The organism is Paenibacillus sp. Root444D2, from assembly GCF_001426375.1.
GTDB lineage: Bacteria > Bacillota > Bacilli > Paenibacillales > NBRC-103111 > Paenibacillus_E.
In genome coordinates, this window is the sequence record NZ_LMEO01000050.1 from 1 (window position 1) to 22,410 (window position 22,410).

The 22,410-nt window shown below is 44.6% G+C and carries 25 protein-coding genes and 1 riboswitch; of the genes, 1 reads left to right on the forward strand and 24 read right to left on the reverse strand.

Annotation, left to right across the window (positions count from 1 at the left end):
* Positions 1-197: 197 nt before the first annotated feature.
* The 14 genes from ytfJ to ASD40_RS27600 form a co-directional block, all read right to left on the reverse strand.
* The gene (gene ytfJ / locus ASD40_RS27535; protein WP_057306354.1) at positions 198-698 is read right to left on the reverse strand and encodes a GerW family sporulation protein; all 501 of its coding nucleotides are present in this window, start codon (positions 696-698) and stop codon (positions 198-200) included.
* Positions 699-815: 117 nt separating this feature from the next.
* On the reverse strand, positions 816-1,526 hold the full coding sequence (locus ASD40_RS27540) for a DUF2953 domain-containing protein (protein WP_057306355.1): 711 nt from the start codon (positions 1,524-1,526) through the stop codon (positions 816-818).
* Between the two features lie 251 nt (positions 1,527-1,777).
* A complete protein-coding gene (scpB, locus tag ASD40_RS27545; RefSeq protein ID WP_057306356.1) occupies positions 1,778-2,380 on the reverse strand; it encodes an SMC-Scp complex subunit ScpB in 603 nt (200 codons plus the stop codon).
* Positions 2,364-3,155, reverse strand: coding sequence for a segregation and condensation protein A (locus ASD40_RS27550; protein ID WP_057306357.1), 792 nt, complete (start codon positions 3,153-3,155; stop codon positions 2,364-2,366). The genes scpB and ASD40_RS27550 overlap by 17 nt, the downstream gene beginning before the upstream one ends.
* Before the next feature lie 16 nt (positions 3,156-3,171).
* On the reverse strand, positions 3,172-3,810 hold the full coding sequence (locus tag ASD40_RS27555) for a site-2 protease family protein (RefSeq protein ID WP_057306358.1): 639 nt from the start codon (positions 3,808-3,810) through the stop codon (positions 3,172-3,174).
* Complete coding sequence (gene ribH, locus ASD40_RS27560) at positions 3,810-4,280, reverse strand: 6,7-dimethyl-8-ribityllumazine synthase (protein ID WP_029192962.1); 471 nt, start codon at positions 4,278-4,280, stop codon at positions 3,810-3,812. The genes ASD40_RS27555 and ribH overlap by 1 nt, the downstream gene beginning before the upstream one ends.
* A 50-nt stretch (positions 4,281-4,330) precedes the next feature.
* Entirely contained in the window at positions 4,331-5,557 is a 1,227-nt protein-coding gene (locus ASD40_RS27565; RefSeq protein ID WP_057306359.1) for a bifunctional 3,4-dihydroxy-2-butanone-4-phosphate synthase/GTP cyclohydrolase II, read from the reverse strand.
* A gap of 209 nt (positions 5,558-5,766) precedes the next feature.
* Positions 5,767-6,438: a riboflavin synthase gene (gene ribE, locus ASD40_RS27570; RefSeq protein WP_057306360.1), complete on the reverse strand. Its 672-nt coding sequence runs from the start codon at positions 6,436-6,438 to the stop codon at positions 5,767-5,769.
* A gap of 16 nt (positions 6,439-6,454) precedes the next feature.
* Complete coding sequence (gene ribD / locus ASD40_RS27575) at positions 6,455-7,564, reverse strand: bifunctional diaminohydroxyphosphoribosylaminopyrimidine deaminase/5-amino-6-(5-phosphoribosylamino)uracil reductase RibD (RefSeq protein WP_235549422.1); 1,110 nt, start codon at positions 7,562-7,564, stop codon at positions 6,455-6,457.
* Positions 7,565-7,798: 234 nt separating this feature from the next.
* A riboswitch (FMN riboswitch) is annotated at positions 7,799-7,981 on the reverse strand.
* Between the two features lie 203 nt (positions 7,982-8,184).
* Complete coding sequence (locus ASD40_RS27580; RefSeq protein ID WP_056837979.1) at positions 8,185-8,616, reverse strand: peptidylprolyl isomerase; 432 nt, start codon at positions 8,614-8,616, stop codon at positions 8,185-8,187.
* Between the two features lie 191 nt (positions 8,617-8,807).
* Positions 8,808-10,139, reverse strand: coding sequence for a diaminopimelate decarboxylase (lysA, locus tag ASD40_RS27585; RefSeq protein WP_057306361.1), 1,332 nt, complete (start codon positions 10,137-10,139; stop codon positions 8,808-8,810).
* 160 nt (positions 10,140-10,299) lie between these two features.
* Positions 10,300-11,790, reverse strand: a complete 1,491-nt coding sequence (locus tag ASD40_RS27590; protein WP_082562564.1) for a spore germination protein — start codon at positions 11,788-11,790, stop codon at positions 10,300-10,302.
* A gap of 167 nt (positions 11,791-11,957) precedes the next feature.
* Positions 11,958-12,380 (reverse strand): stage V sporulation protein AB, encoded by a 423-nt coding sequence (locus ASD40_RS27595; RefSeq protein ID WP_057306363.1) that lies wholly within the window; start codon positions 12,378-12,380, stop codon positions 11,958-11,960.
* Positions 12,377-13,009: a stage V sporulation protein AA gene (locus tag ASD40_RS27600; protein WP_057306364.1), complete on the reverse strand. Its 633-nt coding sequence runs from the start codon at positions 13,007-13,009 to the stop codon at positions 12,377-12,379. Before ASD40_RS27600 ends, ASD40_RS27595 begins: the two co-directional genes overlap by 4 nt.
* A 178-nt stretch (positions 13,010-13,187) precedes the next feature.
* Between ASD40_RS27600 and ASD40_RS27605 the strand changes: the two genes are divergently transcribed.
* Complete coding sequence (locus ASD40_RS27605; RefSeq protein WP_057306365.1) at positions 13,188-13,397, forward strand: DUF378 domain-containing protein; 210 nt, start codon at positions 13,188-13,190, stop codon at positions 13,395-13,397.
* Between the two features lie 81 nt (positions 13,398-13,478).
* On the opposite strand, the gene ASD40_RS27610 is transcribed toward ASD40_RS27605, so the two are convergent.
* The 10 genes from ASD40_RS27610 to ASD40_RS27655 all read right to left on the reverse strand — a co-directional run bounded on the left by ASD40_RS27610 (position 13,479) and on the right by ASD40_RS27655 (position 22,406).
* Positions 13,479-14,909, reverse strand: coding sequence for a SulP family inorganic anion transporter (locus ASD40_RS27610; RefSeq protein ID WP_057307054.1), 1,431 nt, complete (start codon positions 14,907-14,909; stop codon positions 13,479-13,481).
* 160 nt (positions 14,910-15,069) lie between these two features.
* The gene (sigF, locus tag ASD40_RS27615; RefSeq protein ID WP_029192952.1) at positions 15,070-15,825 is read right to left on the reverse strand and encodes an RNA polymerase sporulation sigma factor SigF; all 756 of its coding nucleotides are present in this window, start codon (positions 15,823-15,825) and stop codon (positions 15,070-15,072) included.
* Positions 15,826-15,836: 11 nt separating this feature from the next.
* Positions 15,837-16,283, reverse strand: coding sequence for an anti-sigma F factor (spoIIAB, locus tag ASD40_RS27620; RefSeq protein WP_057306366.1), 447 nt, complete (start codon positions 16,281-16,283; stop codon positions 15,837-15,839).
* Positions 16,280-16,633 (reverse strand): anti-sigma F factor antagonist, encoded by a 354-nt coding sequence (gene spoIIAA, locus ASD40_RS27625; RefSeq protein ID WP_047674049.1) that lies wholly within the window; start codon positions 16,631-16,633, stop codon positions 16,280-16,282. Before spoIIAA ends, spoIIAB begins: the two co-directional genes overlap by 4 nt.
* Positions 16,634-16,794: 161 nt before the next feature.
* Positions 16,795-17,970: a D-alanyl-D-alanine carboxypeptidase family protein gene (locus tag ASD40_RS27630; RefSeq protein WP_057306367.1), complete on the reverse strand. Its 1,176-nt coding sequence runs from the start codon at positions 17,968-17,970 to the stop codon at positions 16,795-16,797.
* A 161-nt stretch (positions 17,971-18,131) separates the two neighbouring features.
* Positions 18,132-19,433: a pyrimidine-nucleoside phosphorylase gene (locus tag ASD40_RS27635; RefSeq protein WP_057306368.1), complete on the reverse strand. Its 1,302-nt coding sequence runs from the start codon at positions 19,431-19,433 to the stop codon at positions 18,132-18,134.
* 119 nt (positions 19,434-19,552) lie between these two features.
* Complete coding sequence (locus ASD40_RS27640; protein WP_057306369.1) at positions 19,553-19,936, reverse strand: cupredoxin domain-containing protein; 384 nt, start codon at positions 19,934-19,936, stop codon at positions 19,553-19,555.
* Between the two features lie 179 nt (positions 19,937-20,115).
* Positions 20,116-20,553 (reverse strand): hypothetical protein, encoded by a 438-nt coding sequence (locus ASD40_RS27645; RefSeq protein ID WP_057306370.1) that lies wholly within the window; start codon positions 20,551-20,553, stop codon positions 20,116-20,118.
* A gap of 152 nt (positions 20,554-20,705) precedes the next feature.
* Positions 20,706-21,560 carry a purine-nucleoside phosphorylase gene (locus ASD40_RS27650; protein ID WP_057306371.1) on the reverse strand — a complete coding sequence of 285 codons (855 nt, stop codon included), beginning with the start codon at positions 21,558-21,560 and terminating at the stop codon, positions 20,706-20,708.
* 18 nt (positions 21,561-21,578) lie between these two features.
* Complete coding sequence (locus ASD40_RS27655) at positions 21,579-22,406, reverse strand: purine-nucleoside phosphorylase (protein ID WP_057306372.1); 828 nt, start codon at positions 22,404-22,406, stop codon at positions 21,579-21,581.
* Positions 22,407-22,410 lie beyond the last annotated feature (4 nt).

A 22,410-nucleotide genomic window follows, 5' to 3' on the forward strand; every position in this document is an offset into this window, starting at 1 on the left:
AAGTTAAAGAAAAATGAAGTAAAGCCGTTTAAACTCGCAATTTAATAAGTAATCTGTTGCTTTAGTCGACTAGTGTCCAGTATTAGGGGGTTAGACCGGATTGTTGTAGAAAATGCAACATCGCCTAATCCAAAACATAAAATTTCAAAATTAAAAAAAGCTGCCCCCAAAGGACAGCTCAAACGAAGGCCAATCAGCTAAACAATGAAATTTTGATTTTCGATATTAGTTACATTTGTCCCGGTCGCACCTACAGTACCAGCAGGTGGTGTCTTGGCGCCAAAACCTTTAATCATGCTTTGGATTTTGTCTACCACTTGCGGTGCCGAGTCAATGAGGCGTTCAAGAATATGTGTTTGGTTGTCCAGCGGAACAACCTTCACGCCATTCTTGCCTACGACGAGGAAAGCAATAGGTGTTATAGATACCCCGCCGCCGCTACCGCCACCGAAAGGAAGAGCAACCTTCGCATTCAGTGCATCGCTTCTACCTACAGTGCCGCCTTCGATTTCAATTTCTGAATCTGTCACGAATTCGCTGCCACCTGCGGCAAAACCGAAACCTACTTTGGAAATCGGCATGATAACACTACCGTCAGGCGTTTCAACAGGGTCACCGACAATCGTGTTAACGTCGACCATTTCTTTAATATTTTCCATGGCGACTTTCATGAGGCCTTGAATCGGGTGTTCGGACATGATCGTATTCCTCCTTAGAATTGTTAGCCAGATCAACTGGCATCGGAAGCAAAAACGTCAAAATGCAATAATGGTTCATTTGTATAGTGCCCTTAGTGGAATATCGTTATGTACACTTTAAGAAGCAGTTTTAACTCGTGACCTTATCTTCATTGTTTTCAAAACAATTTGAATCCATATGCGAATACCACCTTTTACTTTGGCAGCTCTGCTAATTAAACGAACTCCTGCAACTACTACAAACCATACGCGGATACGTCCTGCAAAACGAAAATCGGTAGAAAATTGTTTCTCATTGTATTGCGGAATAACATCAATCTGCGGCTTAGCCGTTAATTTCACATAGCGAATGGAAAAACCAAGCAGCGAAGATTTGATTCCCCATATAGCCCCTGTTGTAATTGCTGTTTCAGGAGCATCACCTACGCCTACACGAGTTATCCATTTCAAATCGGTACATTCGACTTTCGCTAATGTCTGCTTCGTCCAATCATAAAGGTTTAATGTATGTACAAGTGCTTCCTTTGCTTGATTGTAAAGGTAGATTATTTTTTCTTTGGTGATATGATCCTTGTTTTCATCTTTAAGTTCGGAACTGGATTTGGTTATGGTTTCAGATTTAATCATGATCCCCTTCGTAAAGCCTTTGAATTGTATGATTGGAATGACGTAACGATAGCGTATAAGCCCGAATAGCGCCCGCATTTCCACTGATAACGTATCGTTGTCCTTCACTCTGGTGAAGTTGAACTCTCCACGAATGAAACTGAATAAGAAAACGATGATCGCAAAAATGATCAAAAGAAACACAATCCACAGCCACAACAACTTAGAATCCCTCCTAATATAGGGATCTTTGAGCTATGCTCAAAGTCTCTCCGCTCTGGGATCTTTGAGCTATGCTCAAAGTCTCTCCGCTCTGGGATCTTTGAGCTATGCTCAAAGTCTCTCCGCTCTGGGATCTTGAGCATTGCCCAAAGACTCCGTTCAACAAAAAACTCCGCCTGCAAGAATAAGTCTTCTCGTAGGTGGAGTTAGTATGACCCTAAAAAGGAAATGAAATGCATGTGAGCGGGTTCTTATTCAGTTTCATCATTTACATCTTCAAGCGTAAGCTGCTTCTGATCCCCGCCTAATCGGTCAAATAATAGACGTGTTTCTTCTTCAAGATCGAAATTCCCTTGGAAGCTTGCTGAATCTGGGAGCTCTGTAATCGAACTAAGCCCGAAGTATTCTAGAAATTGCTTGGAGGTTCCGTACAATATCGGTCTACCTACCGCATCGGCGCGTCCGACTTCCGTTATCAAGTCTTTGCCCGTTAAGGTTGCCAAGGCCCGATCACATTTCACGCCGCGGATCTCCTCAATTTCGACCCTTGTAATTGGCTGTTTATAAGCAACGATGGATAAAGTCTCTAACGCGGCTTGCGATAAGGATGATCGTGAAGGTGAATAAGCTAATCGTTCAAAATAGGGCGCATGCTCAGCTAAGGTCGTTAACTGATACGCTCCAGCTACTTCCACAATCTGAATGCCACGACCTTTTCGTTTGAACTCTGTTCTCATATCTTTAAGCAGATCACGAACCAAATAAAGATCAAGCTCCATGACTTCAGCTAATTGCTTGGCATCCAAACCTTCGTCGCCAGAGGCAAAGAGCAGTCCTTCAATAATTGATTTCATCTGTTGGAAATTGAGTGTCAATGTCAGAAACCTCCTCTTTCGCTTGGATGACGATGTCTTCAAACAGCTTGTACTGATAGCAAATAACTTTTTTCATTTTCATTAATTCGAGTATCGCTAAGAAAGTCACAACAATTTCTTCACGTGTCATTTCGTAATCGAATAGCTTCGAGAAAAGCAGCTTGCCGCCTTTAACTCTAAGTAAATCGACTACCTCTCTAATGCGTTCTTTGACAGATATTTCATCTCTACGTATTCTCGTAACCACATTGCGGTTAGCCAGCTTCCTTAGCGTTCGCTGAAAGGCAAACAACAGATCTGCGACATCAAGCCCCTCAACCGGGTTCTCCTGGATGTCAGGCAAGTATGATGTCAAATCCTCAGGTTCTCGCGTGTAAACCAGACTACGTTCTACTTCTTTATCCCTAAGCATATCGGCAATCGATTTGTACTTTCGGTATTCAATCAGCTTCGCAACAAGTTCTGCGCGAGGATCTAGCGAGTCGTCCATATCATCAAAATATTCATCAAATTCAATAACAGGCGGCTTAGGTAATAGCATTTTGCTCTTGATAGAGAGAAGAGTTGCTGCCATCACAAGAAATTCACTCGTAATATCCAGCTCCAATTCATGCATGGCTTGAACATAACCCAAGTATTGGTCTGTAATTTCTTTGATCGGAATATTATAAATGTCAAGTTCATTTTTATCGATAAGATGAAGCAATAGATCAAGGGGGCCTTCAAATGCTTCTAGCTTATAGGTTACTTTCATTTCGTTCTCCCCCTTGTCATATTGAAAATAGATTCATAACAAATTGCGCGGCAAACGGATAAACATGTCCGAGCGCCCATTGACCAACTGGTGTAATCAATAAAACAATAACTAGAATAAGTGCATAACGTTGATTCCGTGTAAACCAGCCTTGCTTATGAGAAGGAACAAGTCCTTTCAAAACATGCCATCCGTCGAGCGGGTAAAGGGGCAGCATATGTATCAGACAAATCATTAAATTAACGATGACGCAGTACTGCAAATAGACTCGCCACTGTTCAACGGTTATGGACTCGGTCCCTCCTAACAAAGCAGGAAGAAAGAAGTAGAGCCACCAGAAGAACAAAACGAGCAACAAATTCGTAAAAGGACCCGCTAAATAAACAAGTGTATGGGATAGCCTCGGTCTTTTCTTAAATCGTGATTCATCTACCGGTAATCTCTTCGACCAGCCATAGGGTCCGAAGATGATCATAGCTAGCCCCAAGGCATCTAAATGTGCCAAGGGGTTTAGCGATAACCGTTTGCTTTCTCGAGCTGTACGATCTCCGAGCAGCCAAGCTACCCCCGAATGAGCTGCGTCGTGCAGCGTCATTGCGATCAGAAAAGCGAACAACCTGGGCAGCAGTGTTTCCAGATGATAATAAGAAAGCATTACGAAGTGAATTGCTTCGTCAAATTCGCCATTTCAATCGCTGTTACGGCAGCTTCCCAGCCTTTATTTCCAGCTTTGGTACCCGCGCGTTCCACCGCTTGCTCAATGGAATCTGTAGTCAAGACGCCGAAAATCGTAGGTACGCCTGTTTTCAGGTTAATAGCAGAAACACCTTTCGCTACTTCGCTGCACACATAATCAAAATGCGGTGTTGATCCTCGAATTACCGCACCTAGTGTAATAACAGCATCGTATTTCCCGCTTTCTGCCATTTTTTGAGCGATTAACGGAAGTTCAAATGCGCCTGGAACCCAAGCAATATCTACTTCATCTTCATTGACACCATGACGTTTCAGAGCGTCCTGTGCGCCACCCAACAATTTGGATGTAATAAATTCATTGAAACGACCTACAACGATACCATATTTTAAATTTTGCGAAATTAAATGTCCTTCAAAAATGTTAGCCATGGTGAGATACTCCCTTTCTTATTTGAACAATTATTTGGATTAGATTGGATTTAAATGCCGCTGCCCGAGTCGTGGAAACTGAGCATATGACCAAGTTTGTTTTTCTTCGTTTGTAAATAATGGAGGTTATCAGCCTTACTATCCATTTGAATCGGAACCCGCTCAACCACTTCAAGGCCGTAGCCTTCTAGTCCTCTAATTTTGCGAGGATTATTCGTTAATAGACGAAGCTGCGTGATGCCAAGATCTTTCAAAATTTGCGCACCAATCCCATAATCCCGAAGATCTGGAGCAAAGCCTAGCTTAATATTCGCTTCTACGGTGTCTAATCCCTGCTCTTGCAAGGCATAAGCCTTCAATTTATTGATTAAACCGATTCCGCGGCCTTCCTGTCGCATATATAATAATACACCATTGCCCTCTTCATCAATCTGTTTTAATGCGGCATCCAATTGTGGACCGCAGTCACAGCGATGAGAATGGAAAACATCCCCAGTTAAACACTCGGAATGCACACGTACCAAAGTCGGTTTTGAAGGGTCAATTGTCCCTTTAACAAGGGCTACGTGTTCTTTGTTATCAAGCAGGTTCGTATAGGCAATTGCCTTGAAAACGCCGAAGTCGGTAGGAAGTTTAATTTCAACCTCACGTTCAACTAATTTCTCCTGCTGATTCCTGTAATGGATTAAGTCCTGAATCGTGATAATACACAAGTCGTGTTTCGTTGCAATCTCCATCAGATCCGGTACACGAGCCATCGTCCCGTCTTCCTTGATGACTTCACAAATGACGCCTGCTGGGTAAGAGCCACACAAGATAGCTAGATCTATTGTCGCTTCTGTATGTCCAGCTCTGCGAAGGACGCCCCCCTTCTTGGCAATCAGAGGGAAAATATGGCCAGGTCTGCGGAAATCCTGCGGTTTTGTTCCGGGATCAATCAAGCCCATAATCGTTCTTGAACGCTCATGCGCAGATATCCCTGTGCTTGTATCCATATGGTCAACAGAAACGGTAAACGCTGTTCCGTGATAATCCGTATTCCGAGCGACCATGGGAGGCAGCTCAAGTTCTTGTGCACGTTCTTCCGTTATAGGTGCACAAACGAGCCCGCGTCCCTCTCTGATCATGAAATTAATGACTTCTGGCGTAGTTTTATCAGCAAGTGCGATAAAATCGCCTTCGTTCTCACGATCCTCATCGTCTACAACAATAATGACTTTTCCAAGTTTAAGATCCTCTAACGCTTCGTCTATGGTGTTGAAGTTTATTTGTGTCATATTCACCTCTCCTAAAAGCTTTGCTTTAGCAAAGCTGGCTTCGTAAGCGTAAACTTGAGTTTTGCTTTTGCAAAACTTTCTTCGTAAGCATAATCTGAGCTTTGGTTTAGCAAAGCAGGCTTCGTAAGCCTAAACTTGAGCTTTGCTTAGCAAAGCTGGCTTCGTAAGCGTAAACTTGAGCTTTGCATAGCAAAGCTTTTTTCAAGTTCCTACATAAAGCCGTTATCGGCAAGAAAGCTCGCAGTTAGCGTACTTTGCTTTTTCCCGTTTCCATCCGAAGATTCAGATGGACCGAACTTTAGTAGACGCTCCATATATTTGCCTAGCACATCGCATTCTATGTTGACTGTATCCCCGGCCTTTTTATCATGTAGGACCGTTTGAGCAAGGGTATGCGGGATGATGGATACCGCCACTTCACGATCATTTACATCAACAACGGTAAGGCTTATGCCGTCAACGGTGATGGAACCCCCGGAAATGATATATCGGAAAATATGCTTGTTCTCCGGTTCGAACCGGTAAACAACGGCATTTTCTTCGGGTATTCGTGAAAGGATCGTTGCGATTGCATCTACATGCCCTTGAACAATATGCCCGCCGAAACGGCCATTCGCTGACATTGCTCGCTCCAAATTCACGCGTGTGCCTGTTTGTAGTTTGCGAAGATTCGTCTTGCGGTATGTTTCTGGCATAACATCCACGGAAAATGAGTCGTTATCAAAGGATATAACCGTCAAACAGACGCCATTTACAGAAATACTGTCACCCAGGTGGACATCTTCTAGTACTTTCTTGGCTGCGATGGTCAATACCATCGCTTGCCCTTGACTATGAATGCGGCGCATGTGGCCGATTTCTTCGATAATTCCGGTAAACATGCAAGCCCTCCATTCGTTAGCTCTTATAATTCGGATAGCCGGTTACGCAAATATCCGGTCCGAACTGCTCGACCTTGAGTCGGTCGAGCGTAATCGCATCATCCATCTTCGCGAAGCCATCGAAGTTGATGTTTACAGGTGCTGCAGAGCCTCCGCCGATGAGTTTCGGCGCAAACATCAGCACCAGCTTGTCGATCAGGCGCTGCTCCAGCATAGCGCCGTTGAGCTTCCCTCCACCCTCTAGGAGGATGGAGCCAATCTCGCGCTCGCCGAGCTGCCGCATGGCGAGCGTCAGGTCCACCTGCGGGCCGTCCCCGCAGGTGAGGACCGTGATGCCGCGCGCTTCCAGCGCGGCACGCCGCTCTGCGGGCGCCTGTGCGCTCGCGAGCAGGATCGTCGGCTGACGATCCTGCTCCGTGAGCACCCGGGCGCCCAGCGGGACTCGCAGGAGCGAGTCCGCGACGATCCGTACCGGCTGCACAGCCGGTACGTCGACGCGCGCGCTCAGCAGCGGGTCGTCGGCGATGACGGTGCCGACGCCGACCATGATCCCCTGATGCCGATGGCGCAGGGTATGAACGAAGGCACGCGACGCTGGCGACGTGATCCACTTGCTGTCGCCGGTCTTCGAGGCGATGCGACCGTCTAGCGTGCTTGCCGTCTTCATCGTCACATAAGGCATGCGGGTGACGATGTATTTGTTGAAGGCCTCGTTCATTGCCGCGGCCTCCTCTGCAAGCAGCCCAACCGCCACGTCGAGACCGTGCTCGCGCAGCTTAGCGATGCCAGTCCCAGCAACCTGCGGGTTCGGATCCGTTCCAGCGACGACAACCCGTGACACGCCGGCCTCAATGAGTCGGTCGCTGCACGGTGGCGTCTTTCCAAAGTGACTGCACGGCTCTAATGTCACATAAGCCGTGCTGCCCTTAGCTTCCTCGCCTGCCATTTGCAAGGCGAGAACCTCGGCATGGCCATGTCCGCGCTTCAGGTGCGCTCCCATGCCAACAATGCGTCCATTTTTAACAAGGACACACCCTACTACGGGATTAATCCCTGTCTGACCAAGAGCACTTTCAGCCATTTGAAGAGCAAGTCTCATGTAAGCTTCGTCATTCAGTACATGCACGAAGTTCACCGCCTTTCAGGTTCATTCCAAAATTTGAATGCAAAAAGGCCCCTCCGTGTATCGGATAGGGGCCAGAGATTGTCTAGATAACACGAAGAAGCTTCATCCATCCATACTTGCCGCATTTTTGATCAAATCAAACAACAACGACGTATCTGCTTCAAAAAACAGACCTGCCGAATTTTTGTTTACGTGAAAAAATGTACAAGCATGCATAGCGAATCAAATGTTCGCGTTTTCCTTCTCCCATCCAGACTATACTGTCGGTTCCGGAATTGCACCGGATCAGCCGTAGCGAAGCTGTGTGTCAGGTACCGCTAGCTTCAAAACGGGTCACGGACTTATCGAAACCATGTAACGGGTACATGCTATCGAATCACCGCCGGTGTGGAATTTCACCACGCCCCGAAGGTTTTGCATACATATGAAAGTAACTTACAACTAAGAACTAGCTAAAAATTACTTTGGTAATGAAAAATTTATCACTCACACTTACAAAAAGCAAGTGCTTTTTTCCTTTTCACATTAATTTCTTACTTTTTCAATGAATTCACTCGGAATTAAATCAAAAAAGAAACCTATTGAAATAAATCAACAGGCCTCTTTTCGAATATGTCGAATTATACTTCTACAACTTCAACTTTCTCCATCAAATCTTTGCCTTTGAAAGCATCGACTAATTCCATGCCTTTGGATACTTTACCGAATACGGTGTGTTGTCCATCCAAATGCGGTTGCGGTTGGTAAGCAATATAGAACTGGCTTCCACCTGTATTTCTGCCCGCATGAGCCATAGCCAAAGAGCCGCGCTCATGTTTGTTCGGGTTGATTTCACAGTCGATTTGGTAACCAGGGCCACCAGTTCCTGTTCCAGTAGGGCAGCCACCTTGTGCTACGAATCCTGGAATAACACGATGAAAAACAAGTCCGTTATAGAAACCGGAGTTTGCTAATTTTTCAAAGTTAGCAACAGTATTCGGTGCATCGTTTTCGAAAAGATCGATAACGACTTCGCCGCCACCTGCTAGTTTAATTTTTGCTTGTTTGGCCATTTGTGGTCCACTCCTTTAGGAAATAATATCTTATTCTACTATGAAAACATCCATTTCACAAACTGCGCTATATTTCTAACACAATTCTCCCCCGACCATGCCCTGTTTGACTGCGAAAATGTGCTTCCCGCTCAAACGTAAAGAAGGAAACCCCGTGAAACTAGGCTTCCTTCTTTTTTATTCAAAACCAATTAAACGGTCTCGCTCATTTGTTTCATTCTTGCAGGAATGATGTCGTTGCCAACGATATTATCAAACGTTTCGCGTTTCACGACAAGATCACTTTGACCATCTTTCACGAAGACAACACCAGGACGGCGGATACGGTTATAATTGCTTGCCATTGCATAATTGTATGCTCCTGTGCAAGATACAGCGAGTACGTCACCTGAATTTACTTTTGGCAGGTTCAGATCCCAGATCAGCATATCGCCGCTCTCACAGCATTTCCCTGCTATAGACACAACCTCTGTTGGTTGCTCTGTAGCGCGGTTAGCCAACATTGCCTCATACACAGCATCATACAAAGCAGGACGCGGATTATCCGTCATTCCGCCATCTACAGCTACATATTTACGCACTCCTGGAATATCCTTTGTTGTCCCTACTGTGTACAACGTAGTTCCAGCGTCACCCACGATGCTCCGGCCTGGTTCAACCCAAATTTCAGGCATTGGAAAATCATTGCTGCCGAAGTTGTCTTTAATCGCGTCTGTAATAGCTTTCACATAAACGGCAACCGGAAGCGGGCTATCTTCGCTCACATAGCGAATGCCAAAACCGCCGCCAAGGTTAATGACCTTGAACGTAACGCCTATTTCTTTCCGAACTTGAACGGCAAAGCCAGCCACTTTCTCAGCAGCTATGCGGAAGCCTTCCACTTCAAAAATTTGGGAACCAATATGGGAATGAACACCCAATAGCTCCACGTTGCTTAATTGCGAAGCCTCTTGAACAGCGCGGAATGCTGATCCATTGCCCATGTCGAAACCGAATTTGGAATCCGTCTGGCCTGTAGAAATATATTCATGCGTGTGTGCCTCAACACCCGGCGTAATACGCAGTAAGATCTTCACCTTTTGGCGCTTCTCTCCGGCAATCGCATTCAACATTTGAAGTTCGATAAAGTTATCTACGACGAAACAGCCAATTTTGGCATCGATCGCCATTTCTAATTCAGTGATTGTTTTGTTATTGCCATGGAAATGAATGCGGTCCGCTGGGAAGCCGGCTTGTAGCGCCGTATAAAGCTCACCATCGGAAACAACGTCAAGTGACATTCCCTCTTCATCTACAATTCGGCACATGGCCATTACGCAAAATGCTTTACTTGCATAAGCCACTTGGAATTTCAGACCAGATGCTTTGAAAGCATCTACGAATTCACGGCAGCGCCCACGTACTAACGCTTCGTCAAATACATATAAAGGTGTGCCGTATTCAGCAACTAATTTCGTTGCATCGACACCGCCGATTTCGAGGTGGCCTTGGTCGTTTATTTTACTAGTACCATGTAAATACATAGCTTTATTTCCCTCTCTCCCTGAACCATCTTCTTGCTATATTCCGCCAAAGAGGTTAATGTACATTACTATTAAAAGTACCATATGGCATGCGCTTTTGACAATACACGCTTCGACATAAAAGCAAAAAAGGACAAGAGAATTCCCTGTCCTTTTTCTGCTATTTAGATTTTGGTTGACGTGTGCCATCGATCGGCTTTGTAATACTAAGCCGCGTTTTGCCTGCAAGCACCGGACGCCGAACCAGGATGGCAAAGAAGCTTTTGGCGTTAAATGGAATAAAGGGCCACATGTAGGGTGCATTAAAGGATTTTCTTGTCGCTAGCAGAATCAACCATATTGTTGAGCCTACTACAAAACCGGGCACATGGAAGATCGCCACGATGATTAAGAGCGCAAGCCTTACAATTCGATTCGCTAAACCCAGCTCATAGCTTGGTGTCGCGAACATCCCAATGGAGGCGAGTGCCAAATACAGGATAACCTCATTGATAAAAAGACCGGTTTTCACCGCGATATCTCCAATCAAAATGGCTGCCACCAAACCCATTGCGGTAGCGAGCGGTGTAGGTGTATGTACGGCTGCCATTCGCATGAGATCAATCCCTATATCCGCTAACAAGAACTGAACCAATAGCGGCAGGGTTCCTTCCTTCTGCGGACCGAGAAATTCTAGTCCAGGCGGCTTTAAGGAAGGATCCATTACCATCATAAACCAAAGAGGGAGCAGGAAAATCGAAGCCATAATGCCAGCAAAGCGTACCCACCTTAAATAAGTACCGATGAAAGGCGTTTGTCGATATTCCTCTGCGTGCTGTACATGATGGAAAAACGTTGTCGGCAGGATCATGACGCTCGGCGACGTGTCCACAAAAACACATACATGTCCTTCAAGTAAATGGGCGGATACAACATCCGGCCGTTCCGAATATCGAACCATCGGGTATGGGTTCCAACCCTTATTCACAATCGCTTCTTCCAGTTGTTTCTCAGCCAGAGGAAGGCCGTCTATTTCAACATTCTTTATTTTATCTTTTACAGCTTGGACTAAGTCCGCATCAGCAATATCGTTAATATAAGCTACACAGACATCCGTTTTGGTTCGTTTGCCGATTTGCAAGATTTCCAGCTTAAATCTTTCATCGCGAATTCTTCGTCTGACTAATGTCACATTCAATAAAAGAGTTTCCACGAAGCCATCTCGTGAACCTCGAACAACCCGCTCTAAGTCAGGCTCAGCGATCGAGCGAACGGGATAACTTTTAACATCGATCGTAATGCCTGCTGTCTCCCCTTCAATGAAAAACGCCGTTCCGCCCATCAATACTTGTCCTACGACTTCAGACATTTTCTTGTAGGACTTCACTTGAATGTGCGGAATTAATTTCTCAATGAATGCTTCCAATGTATGATGCGAGACGGATTCTTCATCCGCATAAGTGAGACGTGTAATGATATCTGTTAACACCGTATCTTTGGCAAATCCATTGCAATAGAAGATGCCTACGCGCTTGGATCCGAACACCATTTCTCTGAGTATGAGATCGAAGCTTCGATCGAGTCCTACTCGTTCCTCCAGCACCCTTCGAACTTCTCGAATACTTCTGGGGATATCTTCCTGAATTTTGAGCTCCTTTTCTTCAGGCGTCATGTCGGTTATTGGATTGTAAGCAGATAAATTCCCCTCCTCATCTACGGCCAGCTTCTCTGTCTCTCCCTGTGATTCGTTTGATTCGATTGATTCGTTCGAGTCATCCTTATCGCTTCCATTTCCTTTTTTCACAATAAACTTCACTTGCACTCCTCCTTCAACACACGTTAATAAAACAACCACTCAAACAAGGATCCAAATACTTTACCGAAAATCATCGCCATTAAAAGCAAAATCATATAGGATCCCATGCCAACACGCTTGGCGAGGATGGGCAGCACGTTAATGATTTCCGTTAGCGCTGCCGCTAGCATGCCAACAAAACATCCGGCAAAAATACCTACTACCGCTGTTCCCATGGGAAAAAGGTGCAGCTTAGCATCGCTAAAATCAACCCATGTAAATAAGAGTGAACCCATCACAACAGCCGCTTCATAAGCGTGTATTTTTGAAAACGAGCGTGTGATCTGGGCAAGTCTTGGAATAATATCCAGTACCACAAGGAACGCGACCATGCCGCTGCCAACAGCGATTCCACCTGCTAATCCGATAAAAGCCGCCAAGAGGGCTTCCCCAAATAGGGTAATCACGCACGATCTCCTTCCTCATGAATTTTGATATATTCTTCCGTTATCACATAATGGTTTATATTTTCCTGGTACATGAACATTTCCACTTCCAGCGGGCTTGGTTCTTCATTGAATTTCTTCTTGAACAGGTGGTTGAAAAAAATGACCATTCCAACACCAATACCTAGGGAATACGGGATTTGCAGAATGAGCGGATGCTCCACCTTTTTCCCTGTCATCAATTCATAAATGCGTTGGTGAACTTCCAGCATAGAAACATCCGCATGGAAATTCATGATGGCCAGCCCCGATCCGATGAACAAAAGCAGCCAAACCAAACCGATAAGTATTGGACTTGGCTTTCTAGAATCGGAGATAATCTCGAGAAGCACATGAGGTTCTCCGAAATGCTCAATTTGCAGCTGTGGATAAAGATCTTTCACTTTACGAACGATCAGCATCATATCAATGAGAACCCGATTGCCATCCTCTTGTTGCGGACGATGAATGATCAACTCGTTCAGAGCTTGCTCATATTCAGGTTCCACGAAGATCTGAGCGATATGACGTAAGTACACGACATTCCCCTTGCGAATACTAGCTTTTCGGCGAAGCCGGATGTATAGATATGGTTTTCCATCCTGAACCATGGTCTCACTCCCCTCAGAGCTTTACGGTGAATCATCCATGTATAGGAGTAGTATGCAAAATCTTTCCTTCCCATAAACACCTGATAAGATGGTAAATTCTCCAGGAATAATGTCATCTGCATTATGGCATAGTAAGATTGAATAACGATAACTTATTCCATATAAAGAAGGTGATAACATGAAAAAATTCGCGTTAACACTAGTCATTATTGGTGCGCTGAATTGGCTCTTGGTTGGGCTTTTCGAATGGGATTTAGTTTCTGCTTTATTGGGAGGAGATTCTCATCGTGAATCTTCCGGTCTAAGCCGCATTATTTATACGGTAGTGGGCTTATGCGGAATTTACTGCGTGAGATTTTATTCAGACGACAGGCACTCTGCCCGATAAACATGCTCGTGATCACAAAAAGCCGCAAACTACCCAGTAAAGAATTAGGGTAATCAGCGGCTCTTTTTTATGCAGAGCAGACTATCTGACTTGTTCAATCATTAATTTACTTTCCTCGTTTAAACCAATACAGATGACTTTTTTATTCAGTTGCTCATATTTCGTAATGGTTTTGGTTATAGCTGTCACAGCGGAATGATCCCAAACATGTGACGAGCTGAAATCAATCGTAATCGTATCGGGGTCGTTCCTATGATCAAATAACTCAATAAAATGTGCCATAGTTCCAAAAAACAGCTGACCAGAAATGCGATATACTTTTGAGCCATTTTTGTCGTTTGAAGTATGCGCCTTAATTTTGGCTGATCTCCAGCCAAATATCAAAGCACTTAACGTAACGCCTGATAAAACGCCAATCGCTAAATTGGATGTTGCTACAACGATGGCTACGGTAATGATCATGACTAGCGCGTCACTCCGCGGAATTTTAACTAAGGTTCTAAGCGACTGCCAATCAAATGTGCCCACGGATACCATAAACATTACACCTACTAGTGCGGCCATTGGAATTTGCTTGACCACATTGCCTAATACCATAATTAAGAACAGCAGGAAAACCCCCGAAACAAAGGTAGATAGTCGGGATCGACCACCCGATTTCACGTTTATGACTGTTTGACCAATCATGGCACAACCTGCCATCCCACCGAAAAAGCCAGACACGATATTGGCTATGCCCTGCCCTCTCACCTCTTTATTTTTATCACTTTTCGTTTCGGTCATTTCATCTACAATCGTTGCTGTCATCAAGGATTCAGTCATACCTACAACGGCTAATGCCAAGGAAATAGGTAATATATAGCCAATTGCTTGAAGAGTTAACGTTAAGTCAGGAATATGGAAGAACGGCAAGGTCTGTGTGATTTCACCCATATCGCCAACTGTTCGTAGATCTAGATGTAAGTTTATAGACAGAATCGTCATCACAATAATGGCAACCAAAGCAGAAGGTATGGCTTTCGTGATTAAAGGCAGCAAATAAATAATAGCCAAAGTACCAGCTACCATGGCATACATCTGCCAGCTTGCCCCGGTGAAATTAGTAAGTTGAGCCATGAAAATAATAATGGCGAGTGCATTAACAAACCCAACAATGACAGAGTGCGGAATAAACGTAATGAATTTACCAAATTTCAAAACACCCATCACATATTGAATTACACCTGTCAAAATACTGGCTGCAAATAAATATTCAATTCCATATTTCGCAACTAAAGGACCCATTAGAGAGGCCATCGCACCTGTTGCAGCTGAAATCATCCCCATCCGGCCACCTGTGAAAGATATCACTATGGCAATGATGAAAGAAGCATACAAGCCAACCATTGGGTCTACACCGGCTAGAATAGAGAACGCAATGGCTTCGGGAATTAAAGCCAAAGCAACCGTTATACCAGACAAAACATCCTTACGAATATTAAAAAACCATGAATCCTTCCATTGGCTATAAATCAAAAATACACACTCCTAAGTTAATTTTGGTGACTTTTCACTCTCAGAAAAGTCGGGACCGTTATTTGCAGTATTTATTATACACAAATCGAGACTATGTCTCTACATAGTCAAATAACCGTTCCTCCGAGGAGGAACGGTTATTTATTTCAAAAGCCTGTTATTGAGCAATCTGATCTTTAATCGATTGCAAAATTTTCTTTTCCAAGCGTGATACCTGCACTTGGGAAATACCTAGCCTACTCGCGACCTCGGACTGCGTTTGATCTCGGAAATAACGGAGATAAACGATGAGCCGTTCTCGCTCCGAAAGCGTCCCAATAGCTTCATTCAGCGCAAGCTTTTCGAACCACTTTTCTCCGGACTCATCCGAAATTTGATCCATTAGCGTGATAGGATCACCATCGTTCTCAAAGACGGTCTCATGGATGGAAGAGAGAGGTTTGTTCGCCTCTTGCGCGAAAACAACTTCTTCCGCCGTTATCATAAGCTCCTCTGCGACCTCTTTGATCGTAGGCAATCTGCCAAGCCGCTTCGAAAGCTCATCTTTCGTCTTGCGAATCTTATTCGCCAATTCTTTGAGCGAACGGCTTACTTTAAGTGTTCCGTCATCACGAAGAAAACGTTGAATTTCACCGATAATCATCGGTACCGCATAGGTTGAAAACTTCACATCATAAGATAGATCGAATTTGTCTACGGACTTCAGCAGTCCGATACAACCGATCTGGAACAAGTCTTCGGCTTCGTATCCTCGGTTCAAAAAACGTTGAACCACAGACCAAACCAAGCGGATATTGCAGCTGACAAGTGTTTCTCTGGCGAGTCCATCTCCGGATTGGCTGAGGGCGATTAACCGTTTGACTTCCGAATCGTCTAAATAACTATGAGAAGCATGTTTCAGATCGACATCCATAGATCAAACCCCTAATTGTATAAAGCTTTTTTAGATTCAATTCGCTTCAACATGTTTATTTTGGTTCCGATTCCGACGGCCGTCACAACTTCTACTTCGTCCATGAAATTTTCCATAATCGTGAAACCCATGCCAGAGCGTTCCAACTCTGGTTTGGATGTATATAGCGGCTGTTTCGCCTGTTCTAAATCAGCAATCCCTGAACCCTTGTCTTCGATCGTGATACGAACCACGTCGTCATCAATTTGCGTCGAAATCATGATAACGCCATCTGTTCTATTGTTATAACCATGAATAATCGAATTTGTTACCGCTTCAGAAACAACCGTCTTGATATCGGTTAATTCATTCAGCGTAGGATCCAATTGAGAGACGAAAGCAGCAACAGCTACACGAGCAAAAGCTTCATTCTCCGAACGACTGGCGAACTCAAGTGTCATAAAGTTATGTTCACTCATAATGCAACCTCCAAACTGGACATTGCATTGCGTTCGTTGTCCTGTATAGATACAATCTTGAACATTCCAGAAAGCTCGAATAAGCGGTAGACAGCAGGAGCAACGTCACAAACGACCATTTTGCCGCCTTTACTCGTAATCTGCTTATAGCGGCCGAGAATGACGCCTAGACCTGAGCTGTCCATGAAGGATAGATCCTTCAAACTAAGGATTAAATGACGCGTATGCTCTTTGGCAATCGCTTCCTCCATCCTTGCTTTCACAACATCGGCTGTGTGATGATCCAGCTCGCCTTTCAATCTAACAATCAGCGCTCTTCGGCCTTGCTCGAATTCAATTTGCAGGCTCAACATGTTCACTCCTCTCAGCTGAGAGACTTTGAGCATACTCAAAGATCCCGTCATGAAACTTAAGTTTCTACAGCTGAGAGGGATTCTCCTGCCCCCCGACAAAACTAGAAGAAAACTGCTAAAACTAGAAGAAAACTGCGCTTATTCGCGAAATCTCACCATTAATCCGTATGAAACAGATTCGATGTGGTTCGCTTGAATAGCTTCCACCAGGACGCTTTATCTACAGCAACTGGAGACTCAAGTGGGTATTCAGCAAGTAAATTATCGCCATTGTAAACAACAATTCTTCCGATTGGTTGCCCCATAGAAATCGGTGCTTTTATGTTTGGATCGAGTTTCAGTTCATGTCGAATCTCCCCAGTCACAGTACCCTTTTTCATTAAAATACTATAATTCTGCTTCGCGACTAACGGTACTGTCGAAACCTGACCTTTATTAACCGTAAAATTTCCAAGACTGTCGCCAGATTTAAACAAAGGATAGTTCGTAAATTGCGCAAAAGCGTAATCAAACAGCTTCGTTACTTCAGCATTCCGTGTTTTAGTATTTGGTTCACCGAGCACCACGGCAACGACCCGTAAATTATCCCGTTTTGCTGTTGCAGATAAGCAGAATTTCGCTTCGCTTGTGTATCCCGTTTTCAAACCATCTGCACCGCTGTAGAAGCGCACCAATTTATTCGTATTCACGAGCCAGAACGGCGTTGCCGTTTCTTTTCGCAGATAGTCTTGATAAGCTCCTGTAAATTTAGTAATCCCCTCATGCTTGAGCAGTTCTCTTGACATGACGGCAATATCATTCGCACTTGTATAATGATTGGCCACAGGCAGTCCGTTGCAGTTTGAAAAATGGGTGTTTTTCATGCCTAACTGCTGTGCACGATCGTTCATCATTTGCACAAAATTCTCTTCCGAGCCTGCGATTTTCTCAGCCATTGCCACAGAAGCATCGTTCCCGGAAGCCATGGCAATCCCCTTCAGCATTTCCTCAACCGTCATCTCTTCGCCAGGCTCAAGGAAAATTTGCGATCCACCCATGGAAGCCGCGTATTCACTGACCTTGACCTTCTCATCCATTTTAATATTGCCTTTGTCGACAGCTTCCATAATGAGCAGCATCGTCATTATTTTCGTAATACTGGCCGGAGGAAGCTTTGCATCCTTATTCTTTTCGGCAATGACCGTGCCCGTGTCTGCATCCATTAATACAGCGGATTGTGCATTCGGTGTCAAATCGACCGATGGCGCCTTCTTCTCTTCCGCAAATGCGGCTGGTATGAGCAGCATCAAACATAGCTGTAAACAGATTAAACTTATTAGCCCTTTTTTTCGCATAGCAATTGTACCCCTCCTGTGATGTATGAAGTGAAAGTCTGACACTTGCAGCTTGAATGACTGCTATTCAGTCTTGACGATTTCCGCACAAAATATTCCAACAGGAAGAAAATAAAAAAGGCACTTTCCGCGTGGAAAGTGCTTGGGCAAATCATTTGGCATTAAACAATGACATCATAAATTAATTGAACGGGAGCAGGTTTGCTATTCTCGATGCGATAGGCTCCTTGAATCATACTCTCGACTGCCTTCACATCCTGTTGATTCGCATGAATGGTACAGATAGATTCCCCAATCTGCACCTCGTCACCGATTTTCCTATTCAAAGTAAGACCCACTGCATAATCAATCTGATCTTCCTTCTTGGCACGACCAGCACCAAGCAGCATCGCGGCAATACCGATTTGTTCCGCATTGATCTGATTAATAAAGCCATCTTTCTCAGCCAGTACTTCGAATTGGTAAGCTGCCGTCGGGAGGAGCTCGGGTTGGTCAACCACATTCGGATCACCGCCCTGGCTTGCTATGAAGCGTTTGAATGTCTCTAACGCCTTCCCGTTCAGGACAATATCGCGGACAGCCACCTGTGCCTCCTCAAAGCTCTCAAACACTTTCCCCAGCAGCGACATGTAGGCAGCAACCGAGATCGCTACCTCCGTCAGCTCCTTATCACCGGTACCGCGGAGCACTTCAATGGATTCACGAATCTCATTTGCATTTCCGATTTCACGTCCGAGCGGCTGCTCCATGTCTGTAATCATGGCGATTGTGTTCCGCTTTAATTGCGTTCCAATATCAACCATCGTACGAGCCAGGGCTCTTGCATCGTCCACTGTTTTCATGAAGGCGCCTGAACCGATTTTCACGTCCAGCACAATAGCATCTGCTCCGGAAGCTATCTTCTTACTCATAATGGAGCTAGCGATTAAGGGAATTGAATCAACCGTTGCTGTTACATCGCGAAGTGCATACATCTTCTTATCAGCAGGAGCTAAGTTACCACTCTGGCCAACGATGGCGATTTTATTCGTATTCACCGCATGAATAAAAGCTTCTTTCGTCAATTCAATTTGAAAGCCTGGAATCGACTCCAGCTTATCTACCGTACCGCCCGTATGCCCTAATCCTCGGCCAGACATTTTGGCAACTGGGATTCCTAGCGAAGCAACAATAGGTCCAACGATCAGGCTTATTTTGTCCCCCACCCCGCCTGTTGAGTGTTTATCCACTTTAATCCCGGCAATCTCCGATAAATCGATCATTTCTCCCGATCCTGCCATGGCCAGCGTGAGTGCAGAGATCTCTTCACTTGTCATCCCATTGAAGAAAATAGCCATCAATAAAGCTGACATTTGATAATCTGGAATATCACCGCGTGTATATCCGCTAACGATATACGTAATTTCTTGTTCGCTAAGCACTTCACCAGAACGTTTCTTATGGATTAAATCAACCATTCTCATGTGCATTCCTCCTTAAGATTACCTAAGAGTTTTCGCTAGAAAACTTGCATCGTACGCATTACTCATCAAAATCGAAAAAAGGGAGCTGCTAGAGCCCCCTCTGATACTACCATTATTGGTTAAGAAACAACTAATTTGGATTTCATTTTGGCATGACCTTCACCACAAGGAAGGACACACTGAATTTCATAAGTGCCTGGTTTATCGAAAGTTATTTGTTTGGAAGGATTTTCTTTATCCAACTTGATATCCAATCCTACGATTTCAATCGCATGTACACCTTCTTTTAAAGACAAGGTAACTTTCGTAGGCTCACCGCTTTTAACCGTATAATCTGCAGAATCGAACTGCCAGTTAGAAGCTGCAATTTTAAGCTGTTGACCTTTGCCAGCGGCAGCCTCTGCTTCCTTAGCCACTTGGCGGTCAGAAATATCTTGAAAGAGGACTCCCAGCCCCAATGCGCCCGCAAGTATAAATAACACAAAGAAAATCCACTTTTGCATGCATATCCCCCTCATAATGTGTTCACTTCATCTATTCTACCTAACATCTTCAGACAATCCCATACATGGTTAGTGGCAAATCCTTGAATATTTTGTGACAAAATTGTGACTCAGCCTTTCGTAAAAACATCCCCCTTATCGGGGGATATCACCATTACTATTGCCCATTTTGTTATAAATTACACACCACTAAGTCTTTCACGTATTTGAAAACCGCCAGTGGATACTGACTGTTTTTCTCTAAGAAGTGGTTGAAATGATCGGTCTTTCTCTTTCAGTTCTCTAATATCCCTATTAATTCGGTACGTGCAATCCGGGCAGAGCTTTTGTCCGCGAATCGGTTTCGAGCATGATACGCAGGGATAGTTCAAATTCGGATAATCCGAAAGCAGCAGCTTCCCCTCTTTAATCCAAGTATGCATTTGCTCTTGTGAAACACCTGTCGCTTCGCTGAATTGCCTATTCGTTGAGCGATGATTTTTACGTAGAAATTCAAGACTGGTCGTGAGCATGGAATCCATGCTGCGGCTGCAATCTGAACACTGGTTTCGAAAATTTTTCTGGAACACTTTCCCGCATTTAGGACAGTTAGCGACCATTAATTGTTGGACTGACATGCTCCATCACATCCTTGTTATGGAATGGGTATCTGTATCTACGACACCCTCTAATATAGTTCTAATTAACTATATATTAGCATGACTCCCTCCGAATTCATAGGTCTCCAGAAGCTTATTTTCATTAAAAGTTCATAAAAAATATAGCCAAATTATCCCAGACGGACCTCACGAACAAAGGCCTTAACAAGTGCAATGAACTTCGGTTTCGTCCGATTTGCAACCGCCACAACCTGCTCATGCGTCAATGGTTCCAGCTCTTCGCCTATCGCCATATCGGTAATACACGAAATCCCTAACACCTTAAGTCCTGCATGACGTGCTGCAATAACTTCTCCTACCGTGGACATGCCAATCGCGTCGCCACCGATGCGAGCTAACATCGTAAGTTCAACTGGCGTACAGTAGGTTGGTCCTGTAATCCCCGCATAGACCCCTTCCTGCAGCTTCAGCGGCACGCCATCTTCTCCTACGACCGTTTGTGCCAGCTCATGAGCCAGCTTGCGGTATTCGCGGTTGTACGCTTCCGACATGTCCGGGAAACGAACACCGAGATCAGCATGGTTAGGTCCGATAAGCGGGTTATCACCTGTCATATTCAAATGGTCGCTAATAACCATAAGATCTCCCGCTTTGAAATCTCGATTCATCCCGCCTGCTGCGTTCGTCATCATAACCGTCTGAACGCCAATGGCTTTCATAACGTAAACAGGAAATACAACCTTTTTCATATCGTAGCCTTCATAATAATGAAAACGACCCTGCATAACAATAACTTGCTTACCTTCAAGGGTACCTGCAACAAAACGGCCTTCATGACCTTCAACAGTTGAAACGGGAAAGTGAGGAACCTCGCTATAATCGATGGCTATGGGCTGCTCAACCTGATTCGCCATATCTCCCAAGCCTGATCCCAAAACTAATCCGATAACAGGCTTAACTCCGCCTAAACGCTGCTCAATAAAGCTCGCTGCTTCTTTAATTTTATCTATGTAAGTCAGTTCCATTTTGTTCTCCTCTTCTAGTTAAAGTGCTTCAATAATGCCTAGTACTAATTTCAGAAACTTAGGCTTTACTTTCTCTGTCGTTTCCATGACTTCTGCATGGGAGAGTGGCTGGTCTAATATACCTGATGCCATATTCGAAATACAGGAGAATCCAAGCACTTCGATTCCTGCATGACGTGCTACAATCACTTCAGGTACCGTCGACATCCCAACGGAATCACCGCCTAATGTGCGGAACATGCGAATCTCAGCAGGTGTTTCATAGTTAGGACCGAGGAGTCCCACATAGACGCCTTCTTGTAAGTGGAAGTTCTGTGATGCCGCAACTTCGTGCGCCAATTTACGCAGACGTTTGCTGTAAGCTTCCGACATATCCGGAAAGCGAACACCTAAAGCCGAGTCATTCGGTCCAATGAGTGGGTTGCGGTATGTCAAATTCAGATGATCACTTATGACCATAAGATCGCCAACTTGGTAGGATTCATTAATTCCACCAGCTGCATTCGTCACTATCAGCGTTTCTACACCTAGTTCTTTCATAACTCTTACTGGAAAAGAAACCGTTTCCGCGCCATAGCCTTCATAAGCATGAAAGCGGCCTTTCATCACTAACACTTGTTTGCCTTGAATCGTACCAACGACCAATTCTCCGGCATGCCCTTCCACCGTAGACACTGGGAAATGGGGAATTCTCGAGTAGTCTACAACGATAGGCTGCTCAATAAGATCAGCAAGAACGCCGAGACCAGAACCAAGAATCAGTCCAATTTGGGGTTTAATATTCGTTTCCTTGCTAATAAATGCAGCTGCTTCTTGAATCTTTTGAATCATGGACGTATCGGACATGGGT